This is a genomic window from Mesorhizobium sp. WSM4808, assembly GCF_055811675.1.
Map to the genome: position 1 here is coordinate 84,136 of NZ_JBVVQX010000018.1, position 25,277 is coordinate 109,412.

At 62.3% G+C, this 25,277-nt stretch carries 25 protein-coding genes and 1 tRNA gene; 11 read left to right on the forward strand and 15 right to left on the reverse strand.

Annotated features, from left to right (window positions below):
* Positions 1-120 precede the first annotated feature (120 nt).
* The 4 genes from AC0L2U_RS27555 to AC0L2U_RS27570 form a co-directional block, all read right to left on the reverse strand.
* The gene (locus AC0L2U_RS27555; protein ID WP_127810364.1) at positions 121-1,176 is read right to left on the reverse strand and encodes a DNA polymerase III subunit delta'; all 1,056 of its coding nucleotides are present in this window, start codon (positions 1,174-1,176) and stop codon (positions 121-123) included.
* Entirely contained in the window at positions 1,173-1,847 is a 675-nt protein-coding gene (tmk, locus tag AC0L2U_RS27560) for a dTMP kinase (protein ID WP_164895655.1), read from the reverse strand. The genes AC0L2U_RS27555 and tmk overlap by 4 nt, the downstream gene beginning before the upstream one ends.
* 139 nt (positions 1,848-1,986) lie before the next feature.
* Entirely contained in the window at positions 1,987-3,150 is a 1,164-nt protein-coding gene (locus AC0L2U_RS27565; protein ID WP_174800326.1) for a D-alanyl-D-alanine carboxypeptidase family protein, read from the reverse strand.
* Positions 3,151-3,253: 103 nt separating this feature from the next.
* On the reverse strand, positions 3,254-4,486 hold the full coding sequence (locus AC0L2U_RS27570) for a septal ring lytic transglycosylase RlpA family protein (protein WP_127399039.1): 1,233 nt from the start codon (positions 4,484-4,486) through the stop codon (positions 3,254-3,256).
* Positions 4,487-4,856: 370 nt separating this feature from the next.
* Between AC0L2U_RS27570 and AC0L2U_RS27575 the strand changes: the two genes are divergently transcribed.
* Together AC0L2U_RS27575 and AC0L2U_RS27580 are read left to right on the forward strand one after the other, a co-directional pair.
* The gene (locus tag AC0L2U_RS27575) at positions 4,857-5,198 is read left to right on the forward strand and encodes a hypothetical protein (protein WP_245463800.1); all 342 of its coding nucleotides are present in this window, start codon (positions 4,857-4,859) and stop codon (positions 5,196-5,198) included.
* A 465-nt stretch (positions 5,199-5,663) separates the two neighbouring features.
* A tRNA-Ser gene (locus AC0L2U_RS27580) sits at positions 5,664-5,753 on the forward strand.
* Positions 5,754-6,129: 376 nt separating this feature from the next.
* On the opposite strand, the gene AC0L2U_RS27585 is transcribed toward AC0L2U_RS27580, so the two are convergent.
* Positions 6,130-6,783 carry a hydrolase gene (locus tag AC0L2U_RS27585; protein WP_473602909.1) on the reverse strand — a complete coding sequence of 218 codons (654 nt, stop codon included), beginning with the start codon at positions 6,781-6,783 and terminating at the stop codon, positions 6,130-6,132.
* A gap of 150 nt (positions 6,784-6,933) precedes the next feature.
* Here AC0L2U_RS27585 and AC0L2U_RS27590 point away from each other — a divergent pair, with 150 nt between their 5' ends.
* The 7 genes from AC0L2U_RS27590 (at position 6,934) to AC0L2U_RS27620 (ending at position 13,563) form a co-directional block, all read left to right on the forward strand.
* Complete coding sequence (locus AC0L2U_RS27590; RefSeq protein ID WP_128362400.1) at positions 6,934-7,827, forward strand: LysR family transcriptional regulator; 894 nt, start codon at positions 6,934-6,936, stop codon at positions 7,825-7,827.
* Between the two features lie 181 nt (positions 7,828-8,008).
* On the forward strand, positions 8,009-8,806 hold the full coding sequence (locus AC0L2U_RS27595; RefSeq protein WP_473602917.1) for a sterol desaturase family protein: 798 nt from the start codon (positions 8,009-8,011) through the stop codon (positions 8,804-8,806).
* A gap of 97 nt (positions 8,807-8,903) precedes the next feature.
* Positions 8,904-9,602, forward strand: a complete 699-nt coding sequence (locus AC0L2U_RS27600; protein ID WP_127810369.1) for a DUF2161 domain-containing phosphodiesterase — start codon at positions 8,904-8,906, stop codon at positions 9,600-9,602.
* 56 nt (positions 9,603-9,658) lie between these two features.
* Positions 9,659-10,066, forward strand: coding sequence for a DUF930 domain-containing protein (locus AC0L2U_RS27605; RefSeq protein ID WP_164873846.1), 408 nt, complete (start codon positions 9,659-9,661; stop codon positions 10,064-10,066).
* Between the two features lie 179 nt (positions 10,067-10,245).
* Positions 10,246-10,908, forward strand: a complete 663-nt coding sequence (locus AC0L2U_RS27610; RefSeq protein ID WP_127271063.1) for a TerC family protein — start codon at positions 10,246-10,248, stop codon at positions 10,906-10,908.
* Positions 10,909-11,044: 136 nt separating this feature from the next.
* Positions 11,045-12,358, forward strand: coding sequence for a 30S ribosomal protein S12 methylthiotransferase RimO (gene rimO, locus AC0L2U_RS27615; RefSeq protein ID WP_127380321.1), 1,314 nt, complete (start codon positions 11,045-11,047; stop codon positions 12,356-12,358).
* Positions 12,359-12,456: 98 nt separating this feature from the next.
* The gene (locus AC0L2U_RS27620; RefSeq protein WP_473602910.1) at positions 12,457-13,563 is read left to right on the forward strand and encodes an acyltransferase family protein; all 1,107 of its coding nucleotides are present in this window, start codon (positions 12,457-12,459) and stop codon (positions 13,561-13,563) included.
* 46 nt (positions 13,564-13,609) lie between these two features.
* On the opposite strand, the gene AC0L2U_RS27625 is transcribed toward AC0L2U_RS27620, so the two are convergent.
* From AC0L2U_RS27625 to AC0L2U_RS27660, 8 genes are all read right to left on the reverse strand, one after another.
* Positions 13,610-14,677, reverse strand: coding sequence for a BMP family ABC transporter substrate-binding protein (locus AC0L2U_RS27625; protein ID WP_127323146.1), 1,068 nt, complete (start codon positions 14,675-14,677; stop codon positions 13,610-13,612).
* Positions 14,678-14,727: 50 nt separating this feature from the next.
* Positions 14,728-15,648, reverse strand: a complete 921-nt coding sequence (locus AC0L2U_RS27630) for an ABC transporter permease (RefSeq protein ID WP_127268999.1) — start codon at positions 15,646-15,648, stop codon at positions 14,728-14,730.
* Positions 15,648-16,778: an ABC transporter permease gene (locus AC0L2U_RS27635; RefSeq protein WP_473602911.1), complete on the reverse strand. Its 1,131-nt coding sequence runs from the start codon at positions 16,776-16,778 to the stop codon at positions 15,648-15,650. Before AC0L2U_RS27635 ends, AC0L2U_RS27630 begins: the two co-directional genes overlap by 1 nt.
* Complete coding sequence (locus AC0L2U_RS27640; protein WP_164895711.1) at positions 16,775-18,352, reverse strand: ABC transporter ATP-binding protein; 1,578 nt, start codon at positions 18,350-18,352, stop codon at positions 16,775-16,777. The genes AC0L2U_RS27635 and AC0L2U_RS27640 overlap by 4 nt, the downstream gene beginning before the upstream one ends.
* Before the next feature lie 133 nt (positions 18,353-18,485).
* Positions 18,486-19,463: a quinone oxidoreductase family protein gene (locus AC0L2U_RS27645; protein ID WP_127810373.1), complete on the reverse strand. Its 978-nt coding sequence runs from the start codon at positions 19,461-19,463 to the stop codon at positions 18,486-18,488.
* 43 nt (positions 19,464-19,506) lie between these two features.
* Complete coding sequence (pcsA, locus tag AC0L2U_RS27650) at positions 19,507-20,325, reverse strand: phosphatidylcholine synthase (RefSeq protein ID WP_023811884.1); 819 nt, start codon at positions 20,323-20,325, stop codon at positions 19,507-19,509.
* Entirely contained in the window at positions 20,322-20,936 is a 615-nt protein-coding gene (locus tag AC0L2U_RS27655; protein WP_127397798.1) for a DUF1326 domain-containing protein, read from the reverse strand. Before AC0L2U_RS27655 ends, pcsA begins: the two co-directional genes overlap by 4 nt.
* A 14-nt stretch (positions 20,937-20,950) precedes the next feature.
* Positions 20,951-21,889, reverse strand: coding sequence for a DUF2182 domain-containing protein (locus AC0L2U_RS27660; protein WP_292133273.1), 939 nt, complete (start codon positions 21,887-21,889; stop codon positions 20,951-20,953).
* A gap of 71 nt (positions 21,890-21,960) precedes the next feature.
* Here AC0L2U_RS27660 and AC0L2U_RS27665 point away from each other — a divergent pair, with 71 nt between their 5' ends.
* A complete protein-coding gene (locus AC0L2U_RS27665) occupies positions 21,961-23,172 on the forward strand; it encodes a UbiH/UbiF family hydroxylase (protein WP_127810376.1) in 1,212 nt (403 codons plus the stop codon).
* Here the strand turns inward: AC0L2U_RS27665 and AC0L2U_RS27670 are convergent.
* Positions 23,149-24,111, reverse strand: coding sequence for an AEC family transporter (locus tag AC0L2U_RS27670; RefSeq protein WP_127810377.1), 963 nt, complete (start codon positions 24,109-24,111; stop codon positions 23,149-23,151). The two genes, AC0L2U_RS27665 and AC0L2U_RS27670, sit on opposite strands and share 24 nt — an antisense overlap.
* A gap of 125 nt (positions 24,112-24,236) precedes the next feature.
* On the opposite strand from AC0L2U_RS27670, the gene hspQ reads away from it, so the two are divergent.
* Positions 24,237-24,560 (forward strand): heat shock protein HspQ, encoded by a 324-nt coding sequence (gene hspQ, locus AC0L2U_RS27675; protein ID WP_164762658.1) that lies wholly within the window; start codon positions 24,237-24,239, stop codon positions 24,558-24,560.
* 71 nt (positions 24,561-24,631) lie between these two features.
* On the opposite strand, the gene AC0L2U_RS27680 is transcribed toward hspQ, so the two are convergent.
* Positions 24,632-25,261, reverse strand: coding sequence for an invasion associated locus B family protein (locus tag AC0L2U_RS27680; RefSeq protein WP_127270670.1), 630 nt, complete (start codon positions 25,259-25,261; stop codon positions 24,632-24,634).
* Positions 25,262-25,277: the final 16 nt, after the last annotated feature.

Genomic DNA, 25,277 nt, shown 5'->3' on the forward strand with positions numbered 1-25,277 from the left:
TGAATGGAAAGGCGTGGCGGTGGATATCGTATCGAGGCAGCATTTGCCATCCCGATGCCAATGCATGCCGCCCAAAAGTGGCCCCGGTTTTCGGGACAACGGCATGCATCGGGAAAACCGTCACATTCGCATTGCAGAATTCAGGCGGTCGATCATGATCAGGGCGTGCTGCTTCTTGTCGAGATTGTAGGTATCGGTCTCAGATATAGCGTCCAGCGCCTCATGCCAAGTGTCCGACAATTTTTTGGCCCGTGCGAGATCGCCCGCCAGTGCTGCCTGACTTGCCGCGTCCGACAACAGGTCCAGCGCCCGGCGGTTGAAGATATCGAACTGGATCGCCTGATCGCGGCCGGCCACGGCTTCGGCGAGGCGAAACGCGCCGCCGACATCGCTCTTTCTGCCGGTGACCAGAGCGTCGAGCGTGGAGGCGATCTCCAGCCCGCCATACTGCGTCAACAGGATCGCGTTGCGGGCGCTGCCCCCTGCCCGCCCGACCAGTGCCGCGCGAGCCGCCGGATCGCCAGGCGGCGCCGGCTCGGTCGTTTCCAGCACCGTCATCAGGTCGTCGGCGTCGAGCGGGTTCAATCGCACCACCTGACAGCGCGACCGGATTGTCGGCAGCAGGCTGCCCGGCGCGTGGACAATCAGGATGAACAGCGTCCGTGCCGGCGGCTCTTCAAGATTTTTCAGCAACGCATTGGCCGCATTGGTGTTCATGTCGTCGGCGGGGTCGACGATGACGACCCGATAGCTGCCGTCGTGCGAGGTCAGCGACAGGAAGCGGCTGACCTTGCGTATCTCATCCACGGTGACGACTGTCTTGAAACTCTTGGTCTTGTCGTTCAGCGGCCGGGTCAGATGCAGCACGGAAGGATGCGCCCCGGTGGCGATCTGGCGAAACAGCGACGAAGCCGGATCGGGAGCGGCAAGGCTTTCCGGCGCCTGCGCAAAATCGGGGTGCTTCAACAGATGATGCGCAAGATGGAAGGCCAGTGTCGCCTTGCCGATGCCGATCGGTCCGGAGAAGATCAGCGCATGAGGCAGCTTGCCCGCCCGATAGGCAGCGGTGAGCACGCCCGCAGCCTGGCTGTGCCCAACCAGAAGGGGCGTTTCGGCGGGCTCCGGCACGCCGTCCAGCGTGTCGTGCTGCTCGGGTGCGATGCGCTCGAAGATCATGCCGGCGTTGCCTGCCTGTCGCGTGCCGGCGTTCTCGCCGCCAGTGCCGCGAACACCGCCGCGGTGACGACGTTCTCGACCGCGTCGGGCTCGGCGGCTGCGTCGACGACGATGCAGCGCTCCGGCTCGGCCTTGGCGATCGCCAGAAACGCCTCGCGGCGGGCCTGATGGATCGCCAGCGTCTCCTTTTCGAAGCGGTCGGCGACTGCCTCGGTGCCGCGCCGCAGCGTTGCGCGCCTCAGGCCTTCCGCCGGATCGATGTCGAAGATCAGCGTCATGTCCGGCATCATGCCGTTGATGGCGACCTGCTCCAGCGCATCCATGAACGCCGGATCGATGCCGCCTGTGACGCCCTGGTAGACGCGTGAGGAATCGAGGAAGCGGTCGCAAAGCACGATGGAGCCACGCTCGACCGCCGGCCGGATGAGCTGCTCGACATGATCGGACCGCGCGGCGGCGAAAAGCAGCGCTTCCATCTTCGGTCCGAACGGTTCGGCCGCGCCCGAAAGCAGCACATGCCTGACGGCTTCGGCGCCCGGCGAGCCGCCAGGTTCGCGGGTAAGCAGCACATCGTATTTCTTGGCGCGCATCTTCCTGGCCAGCCGCTCGATCTGCGTCGACTTGCCTGCCCCCTCGCCGCCTTCGAAGGTGATGAAAAAACCGCGTGCCAACCGAGAGGCCTTCTTGTCCATGGCTGAATGGGATTGTAGCGCTCTAGATAGTCCGCGTTCGGCCAAACGTCCATGCCGTCATTTTTTGCTTTCATGCATGTCGTTCGCCAAAACCATGGCCAGATTTGAGCGACGTGCCTTAGCGCAGCCAGCCGACCGCCAGTTCCTTGACTGCATCGAGGGCGCGCTGCGGCAGCGTGCCGACGCCGATCGATTCGGCTGCGAAAAGCGGCGTCTCCTGGCTCAGCGTATCGCCGATCCAGACGCGCAGCGCACCCACCGGCTGCCCCTCCTCCACCGGTGCTGCAATCGGGCCGTCATAGACGATCCTGGCCGTCAGCTTGTCGCGGTTGGTGATCGGCAGGAAGATGTCGATCGGACCCTTGGCCTTCAGCATCACCCCGGGCTTGGCGCCGCCAAAAACCTGGGCTTCTCCAACCACCTCGTCCCTGGCGAAGATTTCGGTCTTCTCGAACGAGCGGACACCCCAGTCGAGCAGCTTTCGCGCCTCTTCGGCACGCTCCTTGTCCGAGGCCAACCCGCTCATCGCCGCGATCACCCGTGTGCCGTTGTGACTGACTGTACCGACGATGCCGAAGCCGGCTGCCTCGCTCGCACCGACCGCCAGGCCGTCGGCGCCGATGTCCATCGCCAGCAGCGGATTGCGGTTCCTCTGCGAAATCTTGTTCCAGGTAAAATCCTTCTGGCCGTAATAGCGGTAGAAATCCGGATAATCGCGCCACAGGTGCAGGGCGAGCTGCGCCAGCTCGCGCACGGTCGTCTGTTGGCCATCTGCCGGCAGGCCGGTCGAATTGACGAAAGTCGACGTCTTGAGGCCGATCTGGCGGGCCCGTTCGGTCATCTGCGCGGCAAAATTGTCCTCGGATCCCGACATGCCTTCGGCGATGATGATGCAGCCGTCATTGGCCGCCTGCACGGTCACGCCCTGAATCAGGTCTTCGAGCCGGATCGACGACTTGAGCTTGGCGAACATCGTGGATGTTCCGGAAGGCGCGCCGCCCTTGCGCCAGGCGTTTTCGCTGACAACGAACGTATCGTCGAGCTTCAGGCGACCAGACTTGATGGCGTTGAAAACCACTTCCATGGTCATCAGCTTGGCCATCGAGGCCGGCGGTATCGGCTTGTCGGCATCCTTGGAAAACAGCACCGTCCCGGTCTCGGCGTCGATCATGAAGGCCTGTGCGGCCTTGGTCTCGAACAGCTGTGCACCGGCCGGAGCCTGGAAAAACAGCAGCAGGCCAAAAACCAGAAGCCCGGCGAGCGGGAGCAAGCGAAATTGCATGATGTTCGACCCGTTGGCCGGCACCGCCGGCAAGCCCGCAAAAAGTATCGGGCTTTTTGCACGGCGGATCAACCGCGTAGCGGAAATCCAGCCTGGCTTGTGCTCAGTTGCGCACAGCCAGCGCATCGGGAGCGCCATGCGACCAGGCAGCCTGCAACATCTCGTCCAGATTGCGGTGGCCATCGGGATAGAGATTGACCGAATACCAATCCTCGCCGTCGAGTTCCGAACGCTGGATCTCGATCTTGCCGAAGGCGGCAAGCTGAGCGGCAATACGCTTGGCTTCTCCGGCGTCCTCGAACGAACCGGCAGCGACATAGTCGGTGGACGGACCGGCCGGTGGCGGCTGCCGCTTCCACGATTGAAGCACGTCGGCCGGCGACATGCCGTCGCCACCCAGCGCAGCGAAGGCACTTGAGGCGCGTTCGACCCGTTCGTCGGCGTAGGACAGCGAGGCCACGGCAAACGGCGATTGCGGCGGCAGATTGATCTGCGGGCGTTCCGGCACGATGGGCCCGAAATCGGGAAGCGCCAGATCGCCATACGCCGACGGCTGCGCCGACATGGCCGGCTGGACAGAACCGGAATCGGTCAACTGGCCCGGAAACGGCACGGCCGCGCTGCCCGCAGGCAGGCTGGGCGACGGCCCGTTCATGGCGACCATGACGCCGGTCGGCAGTCCGTCCGACGGGTCGGGCACTCTGTTGCCGGGATGGTAGGAAGCCATCAGATATTGGTCGTCATCGCCGTCAAGCGGCGCGCGGCCGACATATTCGACCTTCACCTGAGCGGTGCCGGTGTTGGCATAGTCAAGCATCTGGGCAGCGCGCTCCGACACATCGATGATGCGGCCTTCGTGATATGGGCCGCGATCGTTGACGCGAACGATGACCGAACTGCCGGTCTTGAGGTTGGTGACGCGGGCATAGCTTGGCAGCGGCATGGTCGGGTGCGCTGCGGTCAGGTGGGTCATGTCGTAGACTTCGCCATTGGCGGTAAGCCGGCCATGGAAGGCGTCGCCATACCAGGAGGCCAGGCCGACCTTGGCGTAGCGCTTGTCTTCCTTCGGGTAATACCACTTGCCGCGGACCTGATAAGGTTTGCCGAGCTGATCCCTGCCGCCGCCACGTTGGATGCGCCCATTCTGGGAGATCACGCGCGGGCTTGCCTTCACGCCATATTCGGATTCGGCGAAATATTCCTTGGAGCGGGTCTTCTTGTAGACCATCGCTTTCGGCTCGGGCTGCGACGCACAAGCCGCCAGCAAGGCGGCCGACATGGCGAACAACGCGACTGCAGCAGCGCGACGAAGACGCGGTTGCGTCACAGCCTGCATTTTCCTGATGTCCCCTTCAGTCTTGCCTAGACGTCGTATCCAACCGTCGAAGAAGCCGAAACACTCACCCGACCAATACCAGCGACGCCTTCGAACCCCGATCCTTTGTGCGCAGGAATTGCTTATCACGGTATTAACCGATTGTGGCCGCAACCGGGCAAGATTGTGGCGTCTCCACCGCGAGAGCCCTCTGAAAAGTAACGATTTTCGCGCTTCCCGCGAGAGATGTGATGCCCTCTGCCACAGAGAGCCTGGCTTCGCTCCTGCCGGCGATACCTGCCCGTTGACAGGCTTTGTCGGGCAGCGGACCGACAGTCCGGAACAAAGAAATGCGCCGCTAGTTTCATCCGCAGGGCACTCGAACAGAAGGATGAGCATGATGAAAATGGCTTCATTGACAATCGCGATCGCAATGTCACTTTCTGCCGGGTCTGCGATCGCCGCATGCCCGGACAAGTCGGCTTCCAATGCCGGGACGGATGCCGAGCAGACCGCCGGCATTTCGAAAGATGGAACTCACGCGCCCTTAGAGGCCCCGAAAGCCACGGACAGCGCGGGCAAGCCAGCCGCCAAGGATGGCGCCACAATGCCATTGGCGGGCGCTGAAGGCGGCGGCGACAAGAATCTCGCAACCTCGCAGCAGGACATTGAGGCGCAGCAGCATGGTGATAAGGCCGCGGCGGCAAAGGCCGATGAAAGCTGCAAAGACTGAGGACCGCTCAGGCCGGAGCCAAATTGCAGCTTCGGCCTTCTTCACCAGCAGCTGTTCCCTTGGCGAACTAAACTTTTGGGGAAATACCGCAGCCGTCCCAAGAGGTTGGCCCTGTGAGGATTAACCCGCTCGCCCGGTTGCTTGGTGGTTCCGGTCGATAGCCGGATCGCGCTCTTGCCTGGGCCCCTGCATGCAAGCACTGCAGCGCCTCACATCTCGGGCAACGCCCGCGGCGGGCTTCTTCTTCATGCACCATTGGACCGCGCTAGTCCCGGCGCTCGATCCCGACACGCTCAGAGTCTGCCCAGGACAGCACGAAGCGACGCAGCGGTGGTTGACGCAGCCCACAATGCCGCTCTACAGGAATGAAGCGCGAACCAGCCGGGAACGCCTTCGGTGCCAATCCGGTGCCAACAGGCCAAACGAGTTGGCCCCGCGCTGCCCAAGTGGTTGATAAACCACGTTGGAGGAATGGCCGAGCGGTTTAAGGCACCGGTCTTGAAAACCGGCGTGGGTGCAAGCTCACCGTGGGTTCGAATCCCACTTCCTCCGCCAGACGTCGAATTGTCCAGCCCGGAGACATGGGTAGCAGTTTGTACCTAAGACACGATGACAACCTCGTGCTTGGTTGCAAGGTCCTCTGTTCCAAGTCCGGTTGCGTCAGGCTGACTTTGAAGTTCGAATGGATGACGGTCATTTCCTCTCGGGAGCGCTCCGCCGAACATCTCCATGGTCCTTTCAATGAGGCGATAGATAGTCAGGCTGCGCCGGCTGCAAGTCGCGGTCAATGGCTGGAGGAAGTGATCGTTGATGACACCGGCCGCCCTGCATTCAGGCATGGGCGGCCGTCTTGTGGAGCGGGATGACGCGGTTCGACAAGCAGCCAGCGTGTTGGCGCTGGGTCGCTCCAGGTTTCGTTACCTCCCCCAGTTCAGCCCGCGGTGCTTGGCACAGGCGTGTTGAGCAGTTGCTGCTCCCAGAGGTGCGCGATGCCGCTGCCAGCGACGTGCTGCTTGAGCACTTCCGTCAGCTCGCCGACGTGCTCAGTCCGCGCCCAGTCGCGCTGCCATTCCGAGGCCAGCGCCAGCCAGGTCATCATGTTCGCACCGGCCGCGATCATGCGCTGGATGGCGACCTCGTGCGCTTCGACCGACGTGCCGCCCGAGGCGTCGGCGATGACCGTGACGTCCCAGCCTTCGCCCAACGCCTGGATAACCGGCATGGCGACGCAGATCTCGGTCCACAAGCCGGCGATGATGAGCTGCTTGCGGCCGGTCGCCTTGACCGCGTCCACGACCTTCCTGTCTTCCCAGGTATTGATGAACGTCCGGTCGATGACCTCCTGGCCGGGAAATACGTCGGTGATGTGGGGGAAGATCAGGCCGCCCCGATCGGCAACGACGCTCGTCAGGATGGTGGGAACGCCGAAGGCCTTCGCGGCCTTTGCCAAGGCCGTTGAGTTGTTGACCACTGCATGCGGGTCGTGGCTGTTCAGGTTCGAGAGCTGGTAGGGCTGGTGGTCGATAAGAACGAGTACCGAGTCTTCGGGACGAAGAAGCGAAGCAAGGCCGTTACGAGGGGTCATCAAGACTTCCTTTCTCTGCCGTCTGACGGCATGGGTTTTCGGGAGACATGCGCCAGCGGGCGACGTTGCCGAAACGCAATTTGCTGTTCCTTTTAATGATGCGATAGTGCCATATTCAGGCAAGCTGTGTCGCGAAACGAGGAACGCCGATTGGACATCGAAGATCTGCAGACATTCGTCGTAGTGGCCGATGCCGGGGGCGTATCGGCCGCCGCCCGCCGACTCGGCGTCTCCAAGTCGATCGTCAGTCGGCGGCTCTTTCGGGTCGAGGCGGAGCTTGGCGTCCAGCTTCTTGCACGAACGACCCGCGGCGCCGCGCTCACGGAGGCGGGAATTACTTTCAGAGATCATGCGGCCCGAGCCAGCGCCGAGATTGATACGGCCAGGGAAGCGATCTTCCCCACCGGTGAGCTACGCGGCCGCCTGAGGGTTGCCATGCCGCTTACTTTCGGCGCGACCCATTTTGCCCCCGTGCTCGCGGAAATGGCGCGTCTGCACCCGAATCTTCACATCCATACTTCATACAGCGATCGCTTCGTCGATCTCATCGCAGAGGGTTTCGATTGCGCGATCCGGGGCGCCTACCTTCAGGACTCCACCCTGATCGCGAAGCGCGTCGGGCCTATCCATGGAAAGCTTGTCGCGAGCCCGGATTACATCAAAGCGCACGCGTCACCCGAGACTCCGGACGAACTCGTCACCCATCAGGCCCTCATGCAGGGAACGGAAGCCTGGCAGTTCATGGATGGCGACAAGATTGTTACGGTCCAGCCGCAGGGCAGGTTCAAGGCCGACAGCGCCACGGCGCTTGCCGCGGCGGCGGCGGCGGGTCTCGGCATCGCCTGGCTCCCCGATTGCATTACACATGAACATGTGGCCTCCGGCGCGCTGGTCCCGATCATGACACGCTATCCGGTACCTCCGGGAGCTGCGTATGTCGTACGCCCGCCGGGGCAGCATCCTACGCGGAAAGTGCGCGTGCTCACCGAGATGCTGATTGAGTATTTCAAACGCAACCCGGATCTTTGGGGTCTTGACGGCTAGGACACGAACGGTTCGAAGCCGTGTCAAAGAACCGCGTTCGACGGTCCCATTGCTACGAGCCATTGCGTTCGGCGACATTGCTTGCACATTCCGTGCGTCAGCGCCCTTACAGAGCCTTTAGCCTTTGGAAAGGGAGATGTGGTTCCTCTCGGAGGCGCAGACGACGCGCAGAGGCGAATCGATGGATATCTTTGGCATCAAGGCACTGTTGATCTGCGCGCTGATCTTCATTCCGTTCGAACATCTGTTTGCCGAGCGGCCGCAGAAGATCTTCCGCAATGGCTTCGCTGTCGATCTGATTTATCTGCTGTTCAACGGCTTCATCATAAAGCTGGCCATCGTCATGATGGCGGCAGGCGCGCTCGGTGCCGCTGCGCTCCTGGTCCCGCCGGCGATAACGCAGGCCGTCAGCGGCCAGCCCGTCTGGCTGCAGGTTGCCGAAATCATCGTGATCACCGATATCGGCGTCTACTGGACACATCGGGCCTTCCACAAAATCCCCGCGCTTTGGAAGTTCCATGCCGTTCACCACGGCATTGAGGAACTCGACTGGCTCGGGGCCTTCCACAATCACCCTGTCGACGCCATCGTCACAAAGGCGATATCGCTGACGCCGATCTTTTTCCTCGGCTTCTCGGAAGCCTCGATCGCCGTCTTTTCGACCATCTACCTTGGACATACGCTGCTTGTGCATTCAAACGTGCGGATTCCGTTCGGCCCTTTGAAGTGGCTGATCGCCAGCCCGCAGTTCCATCGCTGGCACCATGCCAACCAGCGCGAAGCCTATGACAAGAACTTCGCCGGGCAGTTGCCTTTCCTCGACATGCTGTTCGGCACCTACAATCCCACCGGCGACAAGGTGCCGGAAAAGTACGGCGTCGACGATCCGATCCCTTCCACCTATTTCGGTCAGATCGGCTATCCCCTCCTGCGCCGCAGGAAGCTGCCGAACCGGGCAGTGCCGAACACCGAAGCCTGACAGCCCGACGGTGCGGTATCCACCCGATCCGCTTTCGGGCCGTGGAACGCCGAACCCCGGGAAGGCTTTTCGCTTCGAATCGGCTAAACCTTGAGGCATGAACGAAACCTCACTCTATGCGCCGGTGAAGCGGTTCCTCGAAAGCCTCGACTTCGTCGTCAAAGGCGAGATCGGCGGCTGCGATGTCGTTGCGTTGCGCGAGGGGGAGCCGCCGGTTGTCGTCATCTGCGAGTTGAAGCTGCAGTTCAATCTCGAACTGGTGCTGCAAGGTGTCGATCGCGCGGCGGCCTGCGACGAGGTGTGGCTGGCCGCGCGCATGTCGGCCCGCGGCAAGGGCCGCGAAAGCGATGCCAGGTTCCGCAATCTCTGCCGCCGTCTTGGCTTCGGCCTGCTCGGTGTGACCGCGACGGACCGGGTCGAGGTGCTTCTCAGCCCGATCGCGCCGGCGCCGCGCAAGAATGCCCGCCGGCGCTCTCGTCTGGTCGACGAGCACCAGCGCCGTCGCGGCGATCCGGTTGCCGGAGGAGGATCGCGCAATCCGATCATGACGGCCTATCGCCAAAGCGCCCTCGCCTGCGCTGCCGCCATGGTGGACGGACCCAGGCGGCCGCGAGATCTGAAGGCGGTGACGCCGATCGCGCCGAAAATCCTGCAGCACAATGTCTATGGCTGGTTCGCGCGCGTCGACCGCGGCCTTTACGATCTCACCGATGCCGGCCGTGCGTCTTTGGTCCGTTGGCCGCAGGCATCGCACGACGAATCCCGACACGCAATTTTGAACGCACCGGCCATATGATTGAAGATTCCCGCGGCGTCCGAGGCGGTTCGCTCGGTTGATTTCTCCGACAAAATATGTTGGTTGTCCCGCCCATGAAGAAGCTCTGCATGACCGCCTTGGCGTCAGTGACACTGAGTTTTCCAGCCAGCGCAATGGACAATGCATTGCGCGCCGGTCTGATGAAACTCGATCCCCAAACCCGTCTTGAACAGCGTTGCGACGCCGAAGTGCTCGACCGCATCACCCATGACGATCGCAAGTTCAAAGCCGATCGCGTCGTCGCCTACGCCTTCGCCACGCCCGAGATGGACGCCGATGCAATCAAGAGCTCGGGTGCTGCGTTTCGCAGCAAGGGGCAGTGGTACCGGCTGAAATTCAAGTGCCAGACCGCGCCGGACCATATGGAAGTTCTGCAGCTCCGTTACCGGATCGGGGACGAGATTCCAGAAGCCGACTGGGCAAAGTACAATCTCTACGATTGATTTGTGATCGGCCATGGTTTTGCCCGGCTGCCGGCGAGTGCCGCAAAGCCTGATCCGGCTTGACGCAACGCTGCTTCGGTGATGCAGCCACGCGTGATCCCTTGACGCCAGGGGACCACCAAGTTAGGGCCTCTGGATAATCGACGAACACTCGGCAAATCAGCAAGGGCTTCCTGTCGATGGACATTTTTTTCAGCGCTGCCAGTCTGACCGCCCTGCTCCAGGTCATCGCCATCGATCTCGTGCTGGCTGGCGACAATGCGATCGTCATCGGCCTCGCCGCGGCCGGCCTGCCTGCCGAACAACGCAAGAAGGCGATTCTTCTCGGCGTGGTGGCGGCAACGGTGCTGCGCATCGGGTTTGCCGCAATTACCGTCAAGCTGCTGGCGATCGTCGGCCTGCTGCTCGCCGGCGGCATCCTGCTGCTGTGGGTCTGCTGGAAGATGTATCGCGAGTTGCGTACGTCCCATGCCGATGAATTGGAAGCGACCGAGGCACTGTCGAATTCGGACCTCAACAACGACCAGGCGGTCGCCGGCAAGACGAAGCGCAAGACCCTTGGCCAGGCTGCCTTGCAGATTGTCGTCGCCGATGTGTCGATGTCGCTCGACAACGTGCTGGCGGTGGCTGGAGCGGCGCGTGACCATTTTCCGGTGCTGATCATCGGCCTTGTGCTGTCGATCGCCCTGATGGGGCTGGCCGCGACTTTCATTGCCAAGCTGCTGCATCGCCACCGCTGGATTGCCTATGTCGGCCTGCTGATCATTTTCTATGTGGCTGTGGACATGATCTATCGTGGCGCGGTGGAGGTTTGGCCGCATGTAAACGGTGCGGTCGGCTGAGGCTGGCGGACATCGGCATCTTCACGCCGTGGAAGCAAGACCGCCGTGCGTTTTGCCGCATCGCGGGCGTGCCCATACCAATGCCGCAATAAGTGTGGTACTGCGCCGGCAATCCTGAAAAGCCCGGAAACGCTCTATGTCCGCTCCACGCGTGAGTTTTGTCAGTCTTGGATGCCCGAAGGCCCTTGTGGATTCGGAGCGCATCATCACGCGCCTGCGCGCCGAAGGTTACGAAATCGCCCGCAAGCATGACGGCGCCGACCTTGTCGTCGTCAACACTTGCGGCTTTCTCGATTCCGCTCGCGACGAGTCGCTCAACGCCATCGGCTCCGCGCTTTCGGAAAACGGCCGGGTGATCGTCACCGGTTGCCTGGGCGCCGAGCCGGACGTCATTCGCGAAAAGCACCCCAATGTGCTGGCGATCACCGGGCCGCAGGCCTATGAGAGCGTGATGGCTGCCGTGCATGAGGCCGCGCCGCCTTCGCACGACCCTTATGTCGATCTTTTGCCGCCGCAGGGTGTCAAGCTGACGCCGCGCCACTACGCCTATCTGAAAATTTCCGAAGGCTGCAACAACCGCTGTACCTTTTGCATCATTCCGGCACTGCGTGGCGACCTCGTCTCGCGGCCGGCGGCCGATGTGCTGCGCGAGGCCGAGAAACTGGCCAAGGCTGGGGTCAAGGAACTTCTGGTGATCTCACAGGACACCAGCGCCTACGGCATCGACATCAAGTATCAGACGTCGATGTTCGGCGACCGTGAGGTGCGCGCAAAATTCCTCGATCTGTCCGAGGAACTGGGCAAGCTCGGCATCTGGGTGCGCATGCACTATGTCTACCCCTACCCGCATGTCGCCGACGTCATCCCGCTGATGGCAGAGGGCAAGATCCTTCCTTACCTGGATATCCCCTTCCAGCACGCTTCGCCGCAGGTATTGAAGAACATGCGCCGGCCGGCACACGGCGAAAAGACGCTCGAGCGCATTCGCGGCTGGCGTGAGGTCTGCCCGGATCTGGCCATCCGCTCGACCTTCATCGTCGGCTTTCCCGGCGAGACGGACGACGATTTCGAGATGCTGCTCGACTGGCTCGACGAGGCCAAGATCGATCGCGCCGGCTGCTTCAAATACGAGCCGGTCCGCGGCGCCCGCTCCAACGATCTCGGTCTCGAACAGGTTCCCCAGGAGATCAAGGAGGCGCGCTGGCACCGTTTCATGCAGCGCCAGCAGAAGATTTCGGCAACGCAGCTGGCCAAGAAGGTCGGCAAGCGCCTGCCGGTGCTGATCGACGAGGCGCATGGCACGTCGGCAAAGGGCCGCACCAAATACGACGCGCCCGAGATCGATGGCTCGGTGCATATCCAGTCGCGCCGCCCTTTGCGCCAGGGCGATATCGTCACCGTCAAGATCGACCGCGCCGACGCCTATGACCTTTATGGTTCGGCGGTCTGAGGGCCGTATTTACTACATCTGGCGATAGTTCAGCCTTTTAACCCGCTCAGCCGCGATCCGCTCTATGGTTTGGGGACCGGAGATGCGGGGGAATGCGGATGAACACCAGATCTGCGGAACAAAATTACATCGCGACGCTGGATTTGCTCAGGCTGGCGGCAGCACTTGCTGTCGTGTTCTTTCACTATTTCTTTCGCGGCGCGGCCGCCGAAGGCTACCTCGCGCAGGGCTATCCGCTTGCCGCACCGTTCGCCCTCTACGGCTATCTCGGCGTCAATCTGTTCTTCCTGATCAGCGGTTTCGTCATTGCCTGGTCGGCGGAAAACCGGAGCTGGGATCAGTTTGCGATCGCGCGGTTCGTTCGCCTCTATCCGGGTTTTCTGTTCTGCATGACGATCACCTTCGCAGTTCTCACCCTTGCCGGCACGCCGTTGCTTCCAGCCTCTTTCAGCCAGTATGTCGCCAACCTGTCGATGTTCGCGCCGGTCTTCGGCCAACCCTTCATGGACGGCGTCTACTGGTCGATCGTGCTTGAACTGGTGTTCTACGGATGGATCACGCTGGCCCTGTTCACCGGGCTCTTCCAGAAACGCAAGCTGGAGCTGATCTTCATCTGGCTGGCGATCTCGGCCTTGAACGAGTTCTTCATCGGCAGCGGCGGAGCCAGGCTGCTGTTCCTCACCGAGTTCGGCCCGTTCTTCGCCGCCGGCGTGCTGGTCCACCACATCCATTCGCATGGCCGTTCTGTGCCGGCCCTGCTGCTGCTCGCCGCCGCGTTCCTGATCTCCTGCGGAACGCTGTCGGTGACGCAGCGCTGGATGCTCGGCCACTACGGCATTGCCGTCTCCTCGGCCAATCTTGTCCTCGCCAACGCCGTCATGCACGCGGCCCTGATCGGCGCGGTGCTGCTGCGCCACCGTGTGAGGGCATCGGCGCTCACCCTGGCGCTGGGCGGGCTGACCTATCCGCTCTATCTGCTGCATCAGGAGATCGGCTATCTCGCCATCAATGCGGCAACGCCCATTGTCGGCAAATGGATTGCCGCCCGTGGTTGCGTCGTGCTCATGCTTTTCATTTCGTGGGCGATCTGGCGCACCTGCGAACGACCGGTACAGCGGTTGCTCAGGTTTTGGCTCGGCCGTGTGGTCGATGCCGGACGAACGCGGTTTCATTGCCCCTCTGCCGGCGCACAGCCCGCCGAATGAAGAAGGGCGCCTCGCGGCGCCCTTCCGTTTCATGTCTCGCGCGCGCTTATTTCGGCAGCTTGTCGTCGACGCCCTTCACATAAAAATTCATGCCGAGCAGCGTGCCGTCGTCGGCGACTTCGCCATCCTTCAGCCATGGCGTGCCGTCCTGCTTGGCGATCGGCCCGGTGAAGGGATTCCAGCCGTCGGCGATCTTCTTTTCGGTGGCTTCGGCCATCGCCTTCACGTCGTCGGGCATGTTGGTATAAGGAGCGAGCTTGACGGCGCCGTCCTTGATGCCGAGCCAGACATTGCCCGGCTTCCAGGTGCCGTCGAGGGCTGCCTGGACCCGGCTGATGTAATAGGGACCCCAATCATCGGTGAGCGAAGTCAGCTGCGCCTTGGGCGCGAACTTGATCATGTCCGATGACTGCCCAAAGCCCTTCAGGCCCCGCTCCTCGGCCACTTGCAGGGCAGCGGTCGAATCGGTGTGCTGGACGATGATGTCGGCACCCTGGTCGAACAGCGCCTTGGCGGCGTCGGCTTCCTTGCCCGGATCGAACCAGGAATTCACCCAAACGATTTTGGCTTTGAAGTTCGGGTTGATCGACTGTGCGCCGAGCATGAAGGAGTTGATGCCCATCACCACTTCGGGAATCGGGAAGGAAACGATGTAGCCGGCAACGCCGGCCTTCGATTCCTTGGCGGCGATCTGGCCGAGCACGTAGCGGCCTTCGTAGAAACGCGCATTGTAGATGCCGAGATTGTCAGCGGTCTTGTAGCCGGTGGCGTGCTCGAACATCACCTTGGGGAATTTCTTGGCGACCTTCACTTCCGGATCCATGAAGCCGAAGGAGGTGCCGAAGATGAGCTTGCAGCCTTCGCGCGCCAGGCGCTCGAAAGCGCGGTCGGCGTCGGGACCTTCCGAGACGTTTTCGAGATAGGCTGTTTCGACCTTGTCACCGAGCGCCTTCTCCACATCGAGACGGCCCTGGTCGTGCTGGTAGGAGTAGCCGAAGTCGCCGATCGGGCCGGTGTAGACCCAGCATGCCTTCAGCTTGTCCGCAGCTTCCGCCGTCACTGCCAGCGACATGGCGGCGGTCGTGGTCATCAGGGCAATAAGCAGTTTTTTCATTGTGTTACCTCTCTGAGTTAAGCCTTGGAGCTTCCCGTTTGTTTTTATTGTCAACGATCCGGAACGAATGGCTGCCCCAAGGAAGCCGGCGTGTTCATCATCGTCAGACGCTTGTTGCGCGAGATTAGAACGAGAACCACGATGGTTGCCAGATAGGGCAGCGAAGAAAGGAACTGTGAAGGCACCGGAATGCCAAAAGCCTGTGCATGAAGCTGGCCGATCCACACCGCGCCGAAGATGTAGGCGCCGGCCAGCACCCGCCATGGCCGCCAGGAGGCGAACACCACCAGCGCCAGCGCGATCCAGCCGCGGCCGGCGCTCATGTTCTCGACCCATTGCGGCGTGTAGACCAGCGACAGATGGCCGCCGGCAAGCCCGGCACAGGCGCCGCCGAAGATCACCGCGAGATAGCGATAGCGGATGACCTGGATGCCAAGCGCATGGGCCGAGGTGTGGCTGTCGCCGATCGAGCGCAGCGTCAGGCCGGTCCTTGTCTTGAACAGGAACCACATGACGGCCGCGGTGAGCGCGATCGAAATGTAGAAGATCGGGTCCTGACCGAACAGCAGCCTGCCGACGACAGGCATTTCCGTCAGGCCGGGAATGTAGAGGTTGGGCAGCCTTTCGCCGGGTTGGCCGACAAAGCTGGTGCCCATCATGCCGGACAGGCCAAGGCCGAGCAGCGTCAGCGACAGGCCGGTCGCCACCTGGTTGGTGGCCAGCGACAGCGTCATGACGGCAAACAGCAGCGAGAACACCGCGCCCATGGCGATTGCCGCCAAAAGGCCGATCCAGGGCGAGCCGGTGAGATAGGTCGCGCCGAATCCGCCGACAGCGCCCATGATCATCATGCCCTCGACGCCGAGATTGAGCACGCCGGAGCGTTCGACCACCAGTTCGCCGATTGCCGCGATCAACAGGGGCGTTGCCGCCGTGGCGATGGTCAGAAGGATGTTTACGGTGATGTCCATCAACGGGCTTCCTTCAACTTCGGCGCGGCTTCGAGTTTCGCGGCACCTTCCGGCTTGGTCAGCGCCAGGCCGACCAGGCGAATGCGGTAGTGGATGAGCGTGTCGCAGCCGAGCACGAAGAACAGCAGCATGCCCTGGAACACCCGCGCCACCTTGTCGGAGATGCCGAGCGCGCTCTGCACCGCTTCGCCGCCGAGATAGGTCAGCGCCAGCACCAGACCGGCGGCAACGATGCCGAGCGGGTTGAGGCGGCCAAGGAAAGCCACGATGATGGCGGTGAAGCCATAGCCGGGCGAAATGACAGGCTGCAGTTGCCCGATGGCGCCCGAGACCTCGCAGATGCCGGCGAGACCCGCCAGAGCGCCTGACAGCAGGAAAGCAAAAAAGACCATGCGGTTGAGGCCGAAGCCGGCGAAGCGCCCTGCCCGCGGGCTTGAGCCCAGCACGCGCACCTCAAAACCTTTCAGCATGCGGCTCATCAGGATCCAGACCAGCACCGCGGCGACCAATGCGAAGACAAAACCCCAGTTTGCTCGCCCGGCATCCGGCATCAGCTCCGGCAACACGGCCGAATCGTTGAACTGGATGGTCTGCGGGAAACCATGGCCCTGCGGATCGCGCCAGGGTCCGCGCACCAGCCAATCAAGGAAGAGCTGCGCGACGTAGACCAGCATCAGGCTGGTCAGGATCTCGTTGGTGCCGAAGCGGGTCTTGAGCAGAGCCGGGATCGCCGCATAGGCCGCGCCACCGACCATGCCGAGCAAAAGCATCAGCGGCAGCACCAGCGGACCTTCGAACTGCGGAAACAGCACGGGAACCATCGAACCGGCAATGCCGCCGAGGATGAACTGGCCTTCGGCGCCGATGTTCCAGATGTTGGCCTTGTAGCAGACCGACAGGCCGACGGCGATCAGGATGAGCGGCGCTGCCTTGATCGCCAGCTCATGCAGCTGCCAGACCTGGCTGATCGGCTCGACAAAATAGATATTGAACGCGGTCAGCGGATTGACGCCGAGCAGCGCGAACATGACGGCGCCGGCAATGATGGTCAGCGCGAAGGCGATGAACGGCGACAGGGCCGAAAACAGCATGGAACGCTGCGGGCGTTTGACGAGTTCGAGGCGCATCATGCCGTCTCCAGCGAGTGTTCGGCGTGGCCTGGTTCGGCGCCGCCCATCAGCAAACCTACCTTTTCGAAGGTTGCCTCGGCGATCGGCATAGGCTTCGACAGCTCGCCATTGTGCATGACCGCGATCGCATCCGATATCTCGAACAGCTCGTCGAGATCCTGGCTGATCACCAGCACCGCCGATCCGCTGCGCGACAACTCGATCAAGGCCTGGCGGATATGAGCGGCAGCGCCCGCATCCACGCCCCAGGTCGGCTGGTTCACCACCATGACGCTTGGCCGGCGGTCGAGTTCACGGCCGACGATGAATTTCTGCAGATTGCCGCCAGAAAGGGCCGCGGCCTCCGGATCCGGCGCACTCTTGCGCACATCCATCGCCTCGATGATGCGTTGGGACGCGGCTTGGATGGCACCGCTCTTCATCATCCCGCCGGAACCGACGAACGCCTTGCCGTCGGTGGCATGGCGCGACAGCAGCAGGTTTTCGGAAAGCTTCATGCGCGGTGCCGCACCGTGGCCGAGGCGCTCCTCCGGCACGAAGGCAGCGCCCAGCAGTCGGCGCCCGGTGATGGTGAGGCCGCCTGCGTCCTTGCCGCGAATGCGCACCGAGGATGCATCCTGCTGCGGCACTTCGCCGGAGACGGATTCGAAGAACTCGCCCTGGCCGTTGCCGGCGACGCCAGCGATGCCGATCACCTCGCCCGCCCGGACGTTCAGGCTGATGCCCTTGAGCGGGATCGAGAACGGCGTTGCCGGTTTGCGGCTGAGATTGCGGATTTCGAGCAGCGGCTGCGCCTTGTCGATGCCCTCGACCGGCGCGCGCACCACGGCCTGCACCTCGTTGCCGACCATCATGCGAGCCAGCGAAGAGGCGGTTTCCTCGCGCGGATTGCAGTGGCCGACAACCTTGCCGTGGCGCAACACGGTGGCGCGGTCGCAGATGCGTTTGACCTCTTCGAGCCGGTGCGAAATGTAGAGGATGGATTTGCCTTCCGAACGCAGGCGCTCCAGCGTCTCGAACAGCTTGTCGGCTTCCTGCGGCGTCAGCACCGAGGTCGGCTCGTCCAGAATGATGAGCTGAGGCGTTTGCAACAGGCAACGGATGATTTCGATGCGTTGGCGTTCGCCTACCGACAGGTCGCCGACCAGCGATTCAGGATCGAGCGGCAGGCCGTAGCTGAAGGAAAGCGCCCTCGCCTTCGCAGCGATGCTGTTGATCGGCGAGCCGTCGTCCAGCGACAGGGCAATGTTTTCGGCCGCGGTCAGCGCCTCGAACAGCGAGAAGTGCTGGAATACCATACCGATGCCGAGTTTTTTCGCGACGCCGGGACTGGAAATCCTGACGGCCTGCCCGTTCCAGAAGATCTCGCCGGCATTGGGCTCCAGCGAACCGAACAGCATCTTGACCAGCGTCGACTTGCCGGCGCCGTTTTCGCCAAGCAGGGCGTGGATCTCACCCCTGGCGATGTCGAGATCGATATGATCGCACGCCGTCAGCGTGCCGAATATCTTGGTGAGGCCACGAACCCCAAGCAGGTTCGTGCCGTCGTGATTTGCACTCACAGTGCCTCCCATCTGGTTAGCCAGACATGTTCTGTGTTCCCGCAGGCATGGTAGGCGCGGCCGGCTCTCATCGGAAAGCGGCACGCGTCTTGAAAGAGCTTCAAGAATTTCAGCGGAAATTCAAGGGATAGCAAGGCAGAACGAACTAAGGGATGAGAATGGTCGTCCCTGTGGTCCTGCGGCCCTCGAGGTCGGAATGCGCCTTGCCGGCGTCCTTGAGCGCGTAGCGCTGGTTGATCTTGATCTCGACCGCGCCGCTGAGCACGACCTCGAACAGGGCGGCGGCAGAAGCGTCGAGGTCCTCGCGTCTTGCGTTGTAGACGAACAGTGTCGGCCTCGTTGCGAACAGTGAGCCCTTCTGTGCCAGCAATGACATGCTGAATGGCGGTATGGGTCCCGAGGACTGGCCAAAGCTGACGAACATGCCAAGCGGCCGCAGGCAGTCGAGCGAAGCCGGAAATGTGTCGTTGCCGACCGAATCGTAGACGACGTCGCATTTTTTGCCACCGGTGATGGCGGCGACGCCGGCAACGAAATCCTGTTCCTTGTAGTTGATGACATGGTCGAAACCATGCGCCCTGGCGAGCTCGATCTTGTCGGACGAGCTGGCGGTGCCGATGACGGTGGCGCCGAGGTGTTTTGCCCATTGGCCGAGGATCAGCCCGACGCCGCCTGCCGCGGCATGGAACAGGATCGTGTCGCCGGCCTTCACCTTGAACGTCCGGCGCAGCAGATATTCCGCGGTCATGCCCTTCAGCATCATCGCTGCGGCCTGTTCGTCGCTGATGCCATCCGGCACCTTGACGACGCGGCTGGCATCGATGACGCGCTGTTGCGCGTAAGCGCCCGTCGTCACGGCATAGGCGATGCGATCGCCCGGATTCAGCCAGTCGACGCCCTGGCCGACCTCCAGCACCACGCCGGCGGCTTCGCTGCCTGGCACGAGCGGGAAGCCGCCAGGCGGCGGGTAGAGGCCAGAGCGATGGTAGACATCGATGAAATTGAGGCCGATCGCGGTGTGCCGGACCAGGATCTGCCCGGATCCCGGCTGGCCGGGGTCAGCGTCCTCATAGGTCAGAACTTCCGGGCCGCCATTGGCGTGAATGCGGATCGCTTTCGACATTGCTAGGCTTCCTGTGGGCTAGGCTTCCTGTGGGAGCGGCTGATCAAGCCTTTTTGGCACCGAGATTGGGAAAGAACTGCATGATGCCACCGATGCAGGCAAGGTAAAGCCCGGTGATGGTAATGCCGATCTTGGTGAAGGTGCTGACCTGTTCGCCCAGCACGCCGATCTGATCGTAGAAGGCAGCGAGTGCCGCCTGGGCCAGGGCGAGCGCGCCGAAAGCGCACCATAAGAGGGTCATCCCAAGGTTGATGCGCCGCAGCCGCACCACCCGCACCGGGTGGATGAAGTTGATCGGCACGAAAGTCAGGACGCCGGCCACCACCACCACAGCGAACGAAACCCATTGCCCGGGCTCGATGACGAACAGGGTGAACACCACCATGTTCCAGACCACGGGGAATCCCTTGAAGAAATTCTCCTTCGTCTTCATGCCGGTGTCGGCATAGTAGATGGCGCTGGACACGACGATGATCGCCGCCGACAGGAAAGACAGGCCCTCGCCCATGAAGCCGCGCTGATAGAGCGCGAAGGCCGGGATCAGCACGTAGGTCACGTAGTCGATGATGTTGTCGAGCAGTTCGCCCGACCATGTCGGCAGGATCTCCTTGACCTCGAGCTTTCTGGCGATCGGTCCATCGATGCCGTCGACGAACAATGCCAGCCCGAGCCACCAGAACATTGCGGTCCAGCGCTCTTCGCTCGCCGCCACAAGCGAGAGGAAGGCCAGGAACGAGCCTGATGCGGTCAAGAGATGGACGGAGAACGCCCGCGCCTGTGGCCAGGTGACCTTCTTCTTCGGCCTGGGAATCCGGTCCGTGATCTTTTTGGCGGCTTTTCGGGCCGTTGTGTTCTTGCTCACGGGCCCCGCCAATCCAGCTTGCAGATTTCGGCCGAACGGCCGGCGAAATTCCAGTTGCGGCCGAAAGCCCGCATCTTGCTCTTGTCAGACCTTGCCACGATAATCTCGGGCGCGATCCAGTATTCCGAATTGCTGATCACCGTATCCTTGCCGCGATCCTTGCCGGGGATGGGTGTCACCGCCCCGTCGATGATCTTCGGTATCTGGAAGATACGTGTCTTGTCACGCGTCTCATAGGTGATCGGCACTTGTTCGACGCCGAGGAATTTGCCGACCAGGATGGAGAGCAGCGATGTGGTTCCGCCTGCCTTGCCGGTGAAGATCTTGGTCAGCGCCTTGACCGCGTAGACCGATGCGCGGCTGTCGATGAACAGGCCGGCGGTCCAGTTGCCGCGGCTCATGTGGCCGGGGATTTCCATAATCAGCCCGAGATTGAGGCCGGACAGATCGACCTCACCGAAATGGCCTGCATCGATACGAAACCCCGCCCAGGTCTGGCAATAGCCTTCGGTCGGCGGATGATTGCCAAGCGATAGCACGCAGGGGCAAAAAACCGTGCAATTGCAGGAGAGTACGAGCTCTCCCTTCATCGCCCAGCTCTGGTCTGCCATCGATTTTCCCCCACTCATAGCGAGACTACTAGCAGCGCGGCTGCCCAGACAAGCAGTATCGCACCGGCCAGCCGGGTTGGAACCCTGCTGGCTGTTTGTTTTTCGATCAGGGTGAACAGCCCGATCAACGCCATCCAGAAAATGTTCATGACGCCAACGGCGAACATCACCAGCATCAAGGCCCAGCAGCAGCCGAGACACCACAGACCTTGCGCGACACCGAGCCGAAAGATGTTAAGGGGCCTTGCGCTCCAGTTCGAAAACAGGACCGAGAACGGGTTCTTGCATTTCTTCAGGCAAGCTTCCTTGAGGCCGCTGAACTGGTAGAGGCCGGCAATCACGAGAGCGAGCGCACCGGCAAGGCCGGCGACCGGATCGAGCATCCCGGCTGATGAGGCGAATGTATGGGCGGCCAAGGTCAGCGCCGCGAACATCATTGAAGCGGCGAGCCAGACGCTTAGGTAACCGGCGACCAGCACCAGCGGGTGAACGACCGGTTCGCCCTTGATGCGAGCCGTGTCAGTGATTTCGCAATAGGTGCGGATCATCGGCGCCGCCGAAGGCAGCATCATCGCGACCGCCATCAGGAGCCACATGAAAACGAGCGCGCCGGCCTGCAAGCCGAGATCTGCGTCCAAGGGCACCGGTGAGAGGCACAGCACAAAGAACCGTTCCAGGAAATCGGGCAGCGGCAGTTGCGGCAGGCTGCGCAGGATCGTGTCGCCAGGGGCGCCGACGCCCGCAATCCCTGTTTCAGCCCCGCGGATTGCCATCGCCGCAAGAGACAGCCAGGCAAGCAGGATGCAAGCGGCGACAACGACGTTTACCGTGACGCGAGGATTGCGCGCGATGCCGGCCATGGCGCGGCCGGCGCGGTCGAGATGGCTGAAGTCGTCCTGCTGGCCGGTCATGACATCCGAATGGGCCGAATCGCCGCGTTGATCAAGCGGCATGATCTGACCTATATGCTCATCGAACGGCAGGTCGGGTGGACCGGCCTCGCATTGCAAGCCGGAAGCCGATCTTGGAGCATCAGCAAACTGCGCGGATACTGGTTGCCGGCACGGGGCCGGCAGGGCTGATCGCGGCGCTCGGTTTTGCCGCCGAAGGTTTCCCGGTGACGCTGGTCGGGCCGGAGCCCACTGCCCCCGACGGCCGCACGACGGCCCTGATGAACCCTGCGTTGAAAGTGCTCGACCGGCTTGGCGTGCTCGAAACCGTCAAATCCAAGGCGGCGCCCCTGAAAGTGATGCGCATCGTCGACGCCACCAGCCGGCTGATCCGCAGCCCGGTCGTCACCTTCCGTGCCAGCGAAATCGACGAGGACCAATTCGGGCTGAACCTTCCCAACAGCGTCCTCAACCCGGCACTCGCCAGCGCCGTTGCCGCGCATGCCGGCATCGACCGGCTGATGTCGATAGTGGCGAACTGGCGTCTCGATGCCGAGCACGCCCGTGCCGTCCTGGCCGACGGCAGCACGGTCGACGCATCGCTTGCGGTCGCCGCCGATGGGCGGTTGTCACCGGCGCGCCAGGCGGCCGGCATCTCGACCTCGGCCCGGTCCTACCCGCAGGCAGCTCTCGTCCTCAATTTCGGCCATAGCGGCGACCACGCCTTCACCTCGACCGAATTCCACACCGAGACCGGTCCGTTCACGCAGGTCCCATTGCCCGGCAATCGCTCCAGCCTGGTCTGGGTGGTCAAGCCCGAGACCGCGACCGACCTCGCCGCACTGGACGATACGACGCTTTCTCAGCGGGTTGAACAGCAGATGCAGTCGATGCTGGGCCGGGTGACGGTCGAGCCGGGCCGGCAGATCTATCCGCTTTCGGCGGTGACGCCACTGCGTTTCGCCCGAGATCGGGTGGCGCTGGTCGGCGAAGCCGCCCATGTGTTTCCGCCGATTGGTGCGCAAGGCCTCAATCTCGGCATCAGGGACGTCGATGATCTGGTTGGAATCGCTTGTGAAAATCGAGCCGACCCGGGTGCAGCCAAGGCGCTTGCGGCTTACGATTTCAAGCGCCGCCCCGATATTCTGGCGCGTAGCGGCGCGGTCAACCTGCTCAACATGTCGCTGCTTTCCGACATGCTGCCGGCCCAGATGGCCCGCGTGGCCGGGCTCGGCGTGCTCGGTGGCTTCGCGCCGCTTCGGGCTTTTTTCATGCGCGAGGGGCTTCGTCCCGGCAGCGGTTTTGCCGCGCTTGCCGGCGGGTTAGGGAAACAGGTCCGGCGCTAGGATATCGTGCCGGATCAGGTAGAGCAGCCCGGTGACGGTCACGACCGACAGGCAGGTTGTGATCAGCACACTGGCCGACGCGCGCTGTACCCAGACGCCATACTGCTGGGCGATGACGAAGACGTTGGTGGCGGTCGGCAACGCCGCCAGAAGCACCGCCGAGAAGACCCATGTCTCAGAGAAATTGCCGATCCAGCTCAGCACGACATAGCAGAGCAACGGGTGCAGGATCAGTTTCAGCGCCGCAATCGGAACCATCTCGTGCGGGACGCGATTGAGCGGCCTGAGCGCCAGCGTGACGCCCATGGCGAACAGCGCGCAAGGTGCGGCCGCCCGGGAAAGATATTCCAGAAATCGCTCCACCGGCACGGGCGGTCGAAAGCCGATATAGGCGGCGCCGACGCCCAGGGCGGTTGCGATGATGAACGGGTGCAGCACGATCTTGCGCACGACACCGAGCGCAAGCCGGAGAGGCGTGGTCTTGTCGTCGCCCGACAGCGCCATCATCATGGGCGCGATGGCGAAATGCATGATGTTCTCGAAACAGAAGATCAATGCGACCGGCACAGCCGCCTCCTCGCCGAAGGCCAGCAATGCCAGCCCCGGTCCCATATAGCCGATATTGCCATAGGCGGCCGCGAGCGCCTTGATGGTCGATTGCGCTATCTCGCCGCGCGAGGTCAGGATCGACCCCATGAACATCAAGGAAAATATCATGAAGGTCGAGACGACCGAACCGAAGATGAAGCGCCATTCCGTCAGGTCTTCGAACGGCGTCTTGGCAAGCAGTTGGAAGAAAAGTGCCGGCAGCGCGACATAGACGATGAACGTGTTCATCCAGCCGAGCGCCTCCAGCGGCTGCCTGGTGATGCGCGCCACCAGAAACCCGACAAAAATCAAGCCGAAGAACGGAAGAACAAGACCGATGACGTCAGACATTTTTATGCTGGTCCGAAACCCTGGCGCCGGGCTAGCCCGTTGCTTAATAGGGCGTCAAGCGCCTCGGGATTGAATTGATGCGCGGTCTGCGCCAAATAAGCCCAAGGAATTCAGTGGTGAGTACGATGAAAACAGCCAAATTCGCAATCGGACAGGTGGTTCGCCACCGGCTGTTTCCATTCAGGGGCATCATTTTCGATGTCGATCCGCAATTCGCCAACACCGACGAATGGTACGAAGCCATCCCCGCCGACGTGCGGCCGCACAAGGATCAGCCTTTCTATCATCTGCTCGCCGAAAATTCGGAGACCGAGTACATCGCCTACGTCTCCGAGCAGAATTTGCTTGAGGATCAGTCGGGGGAGCCGGTCCGGCATCCGCAGATCAAGGAGATGTTCGACAAGAAGCCGGACGGGCGCTACCAGCCGAAACGGCAGTCGAGGCATTAACCCGCGGAGAGATGGGCGCAAAAAAAGCGGGGCATGACCCCGCTTTTTTGTGGCTCGGCGATATCGGCCGATCAGTTGGCGGTCTTCGCCTTGTCCTGCTCTTCCTTGAGCTTCTTGGCGAAATCCTGGTTGTTCTTGGCGACGAAGTCCTGAAGCTTCTTCTGCCGGTCCTCGATGTCCGACTGCTGCAGCGCCGGTCCGTCATAGGCGCCGCTGAAGCCCTGCAGGGCGACTTTGATCGGATTGGGCTGGTTCTGGAAATTGACGGAGGTCAGAGTGATCGCCTGGCCCTTCTTGAACGCGGCGACGAGCTGATCGGTCAGCGGCACTTCCGCCACGCAACGATCCGGGAAGCAGATCACATAGTCGAGCTTCTGCGCCTTGCCGGTGTCGATCTGCAGGCCGATGCCGGGAGGCACCAGACGGCCGGTCGGGACCGTCACCTGGAACACCTTGCGGTTCACCTTGCCCTTCAGCTCGATCAGGCTGACGCCGGTGACCAGCTGGCCGTTGCCGGCGGTGGTGATGTTCTGGACATTGCAGATGTCGACGTCTTCCTGCTTGGTGCAGGCCTTGAACCAGCCTTGCGGAATCTGCTGTTGCTGCTGTGCGGAAGCAGCGGGAAGTCCTGCGCCGAGAAAGCCGACCACGCCAGCGGCCATGACCGACAGGCGGTACGCGTTGCTGTTCAGGCTCGTCATGTCGTGCACTTCCTCT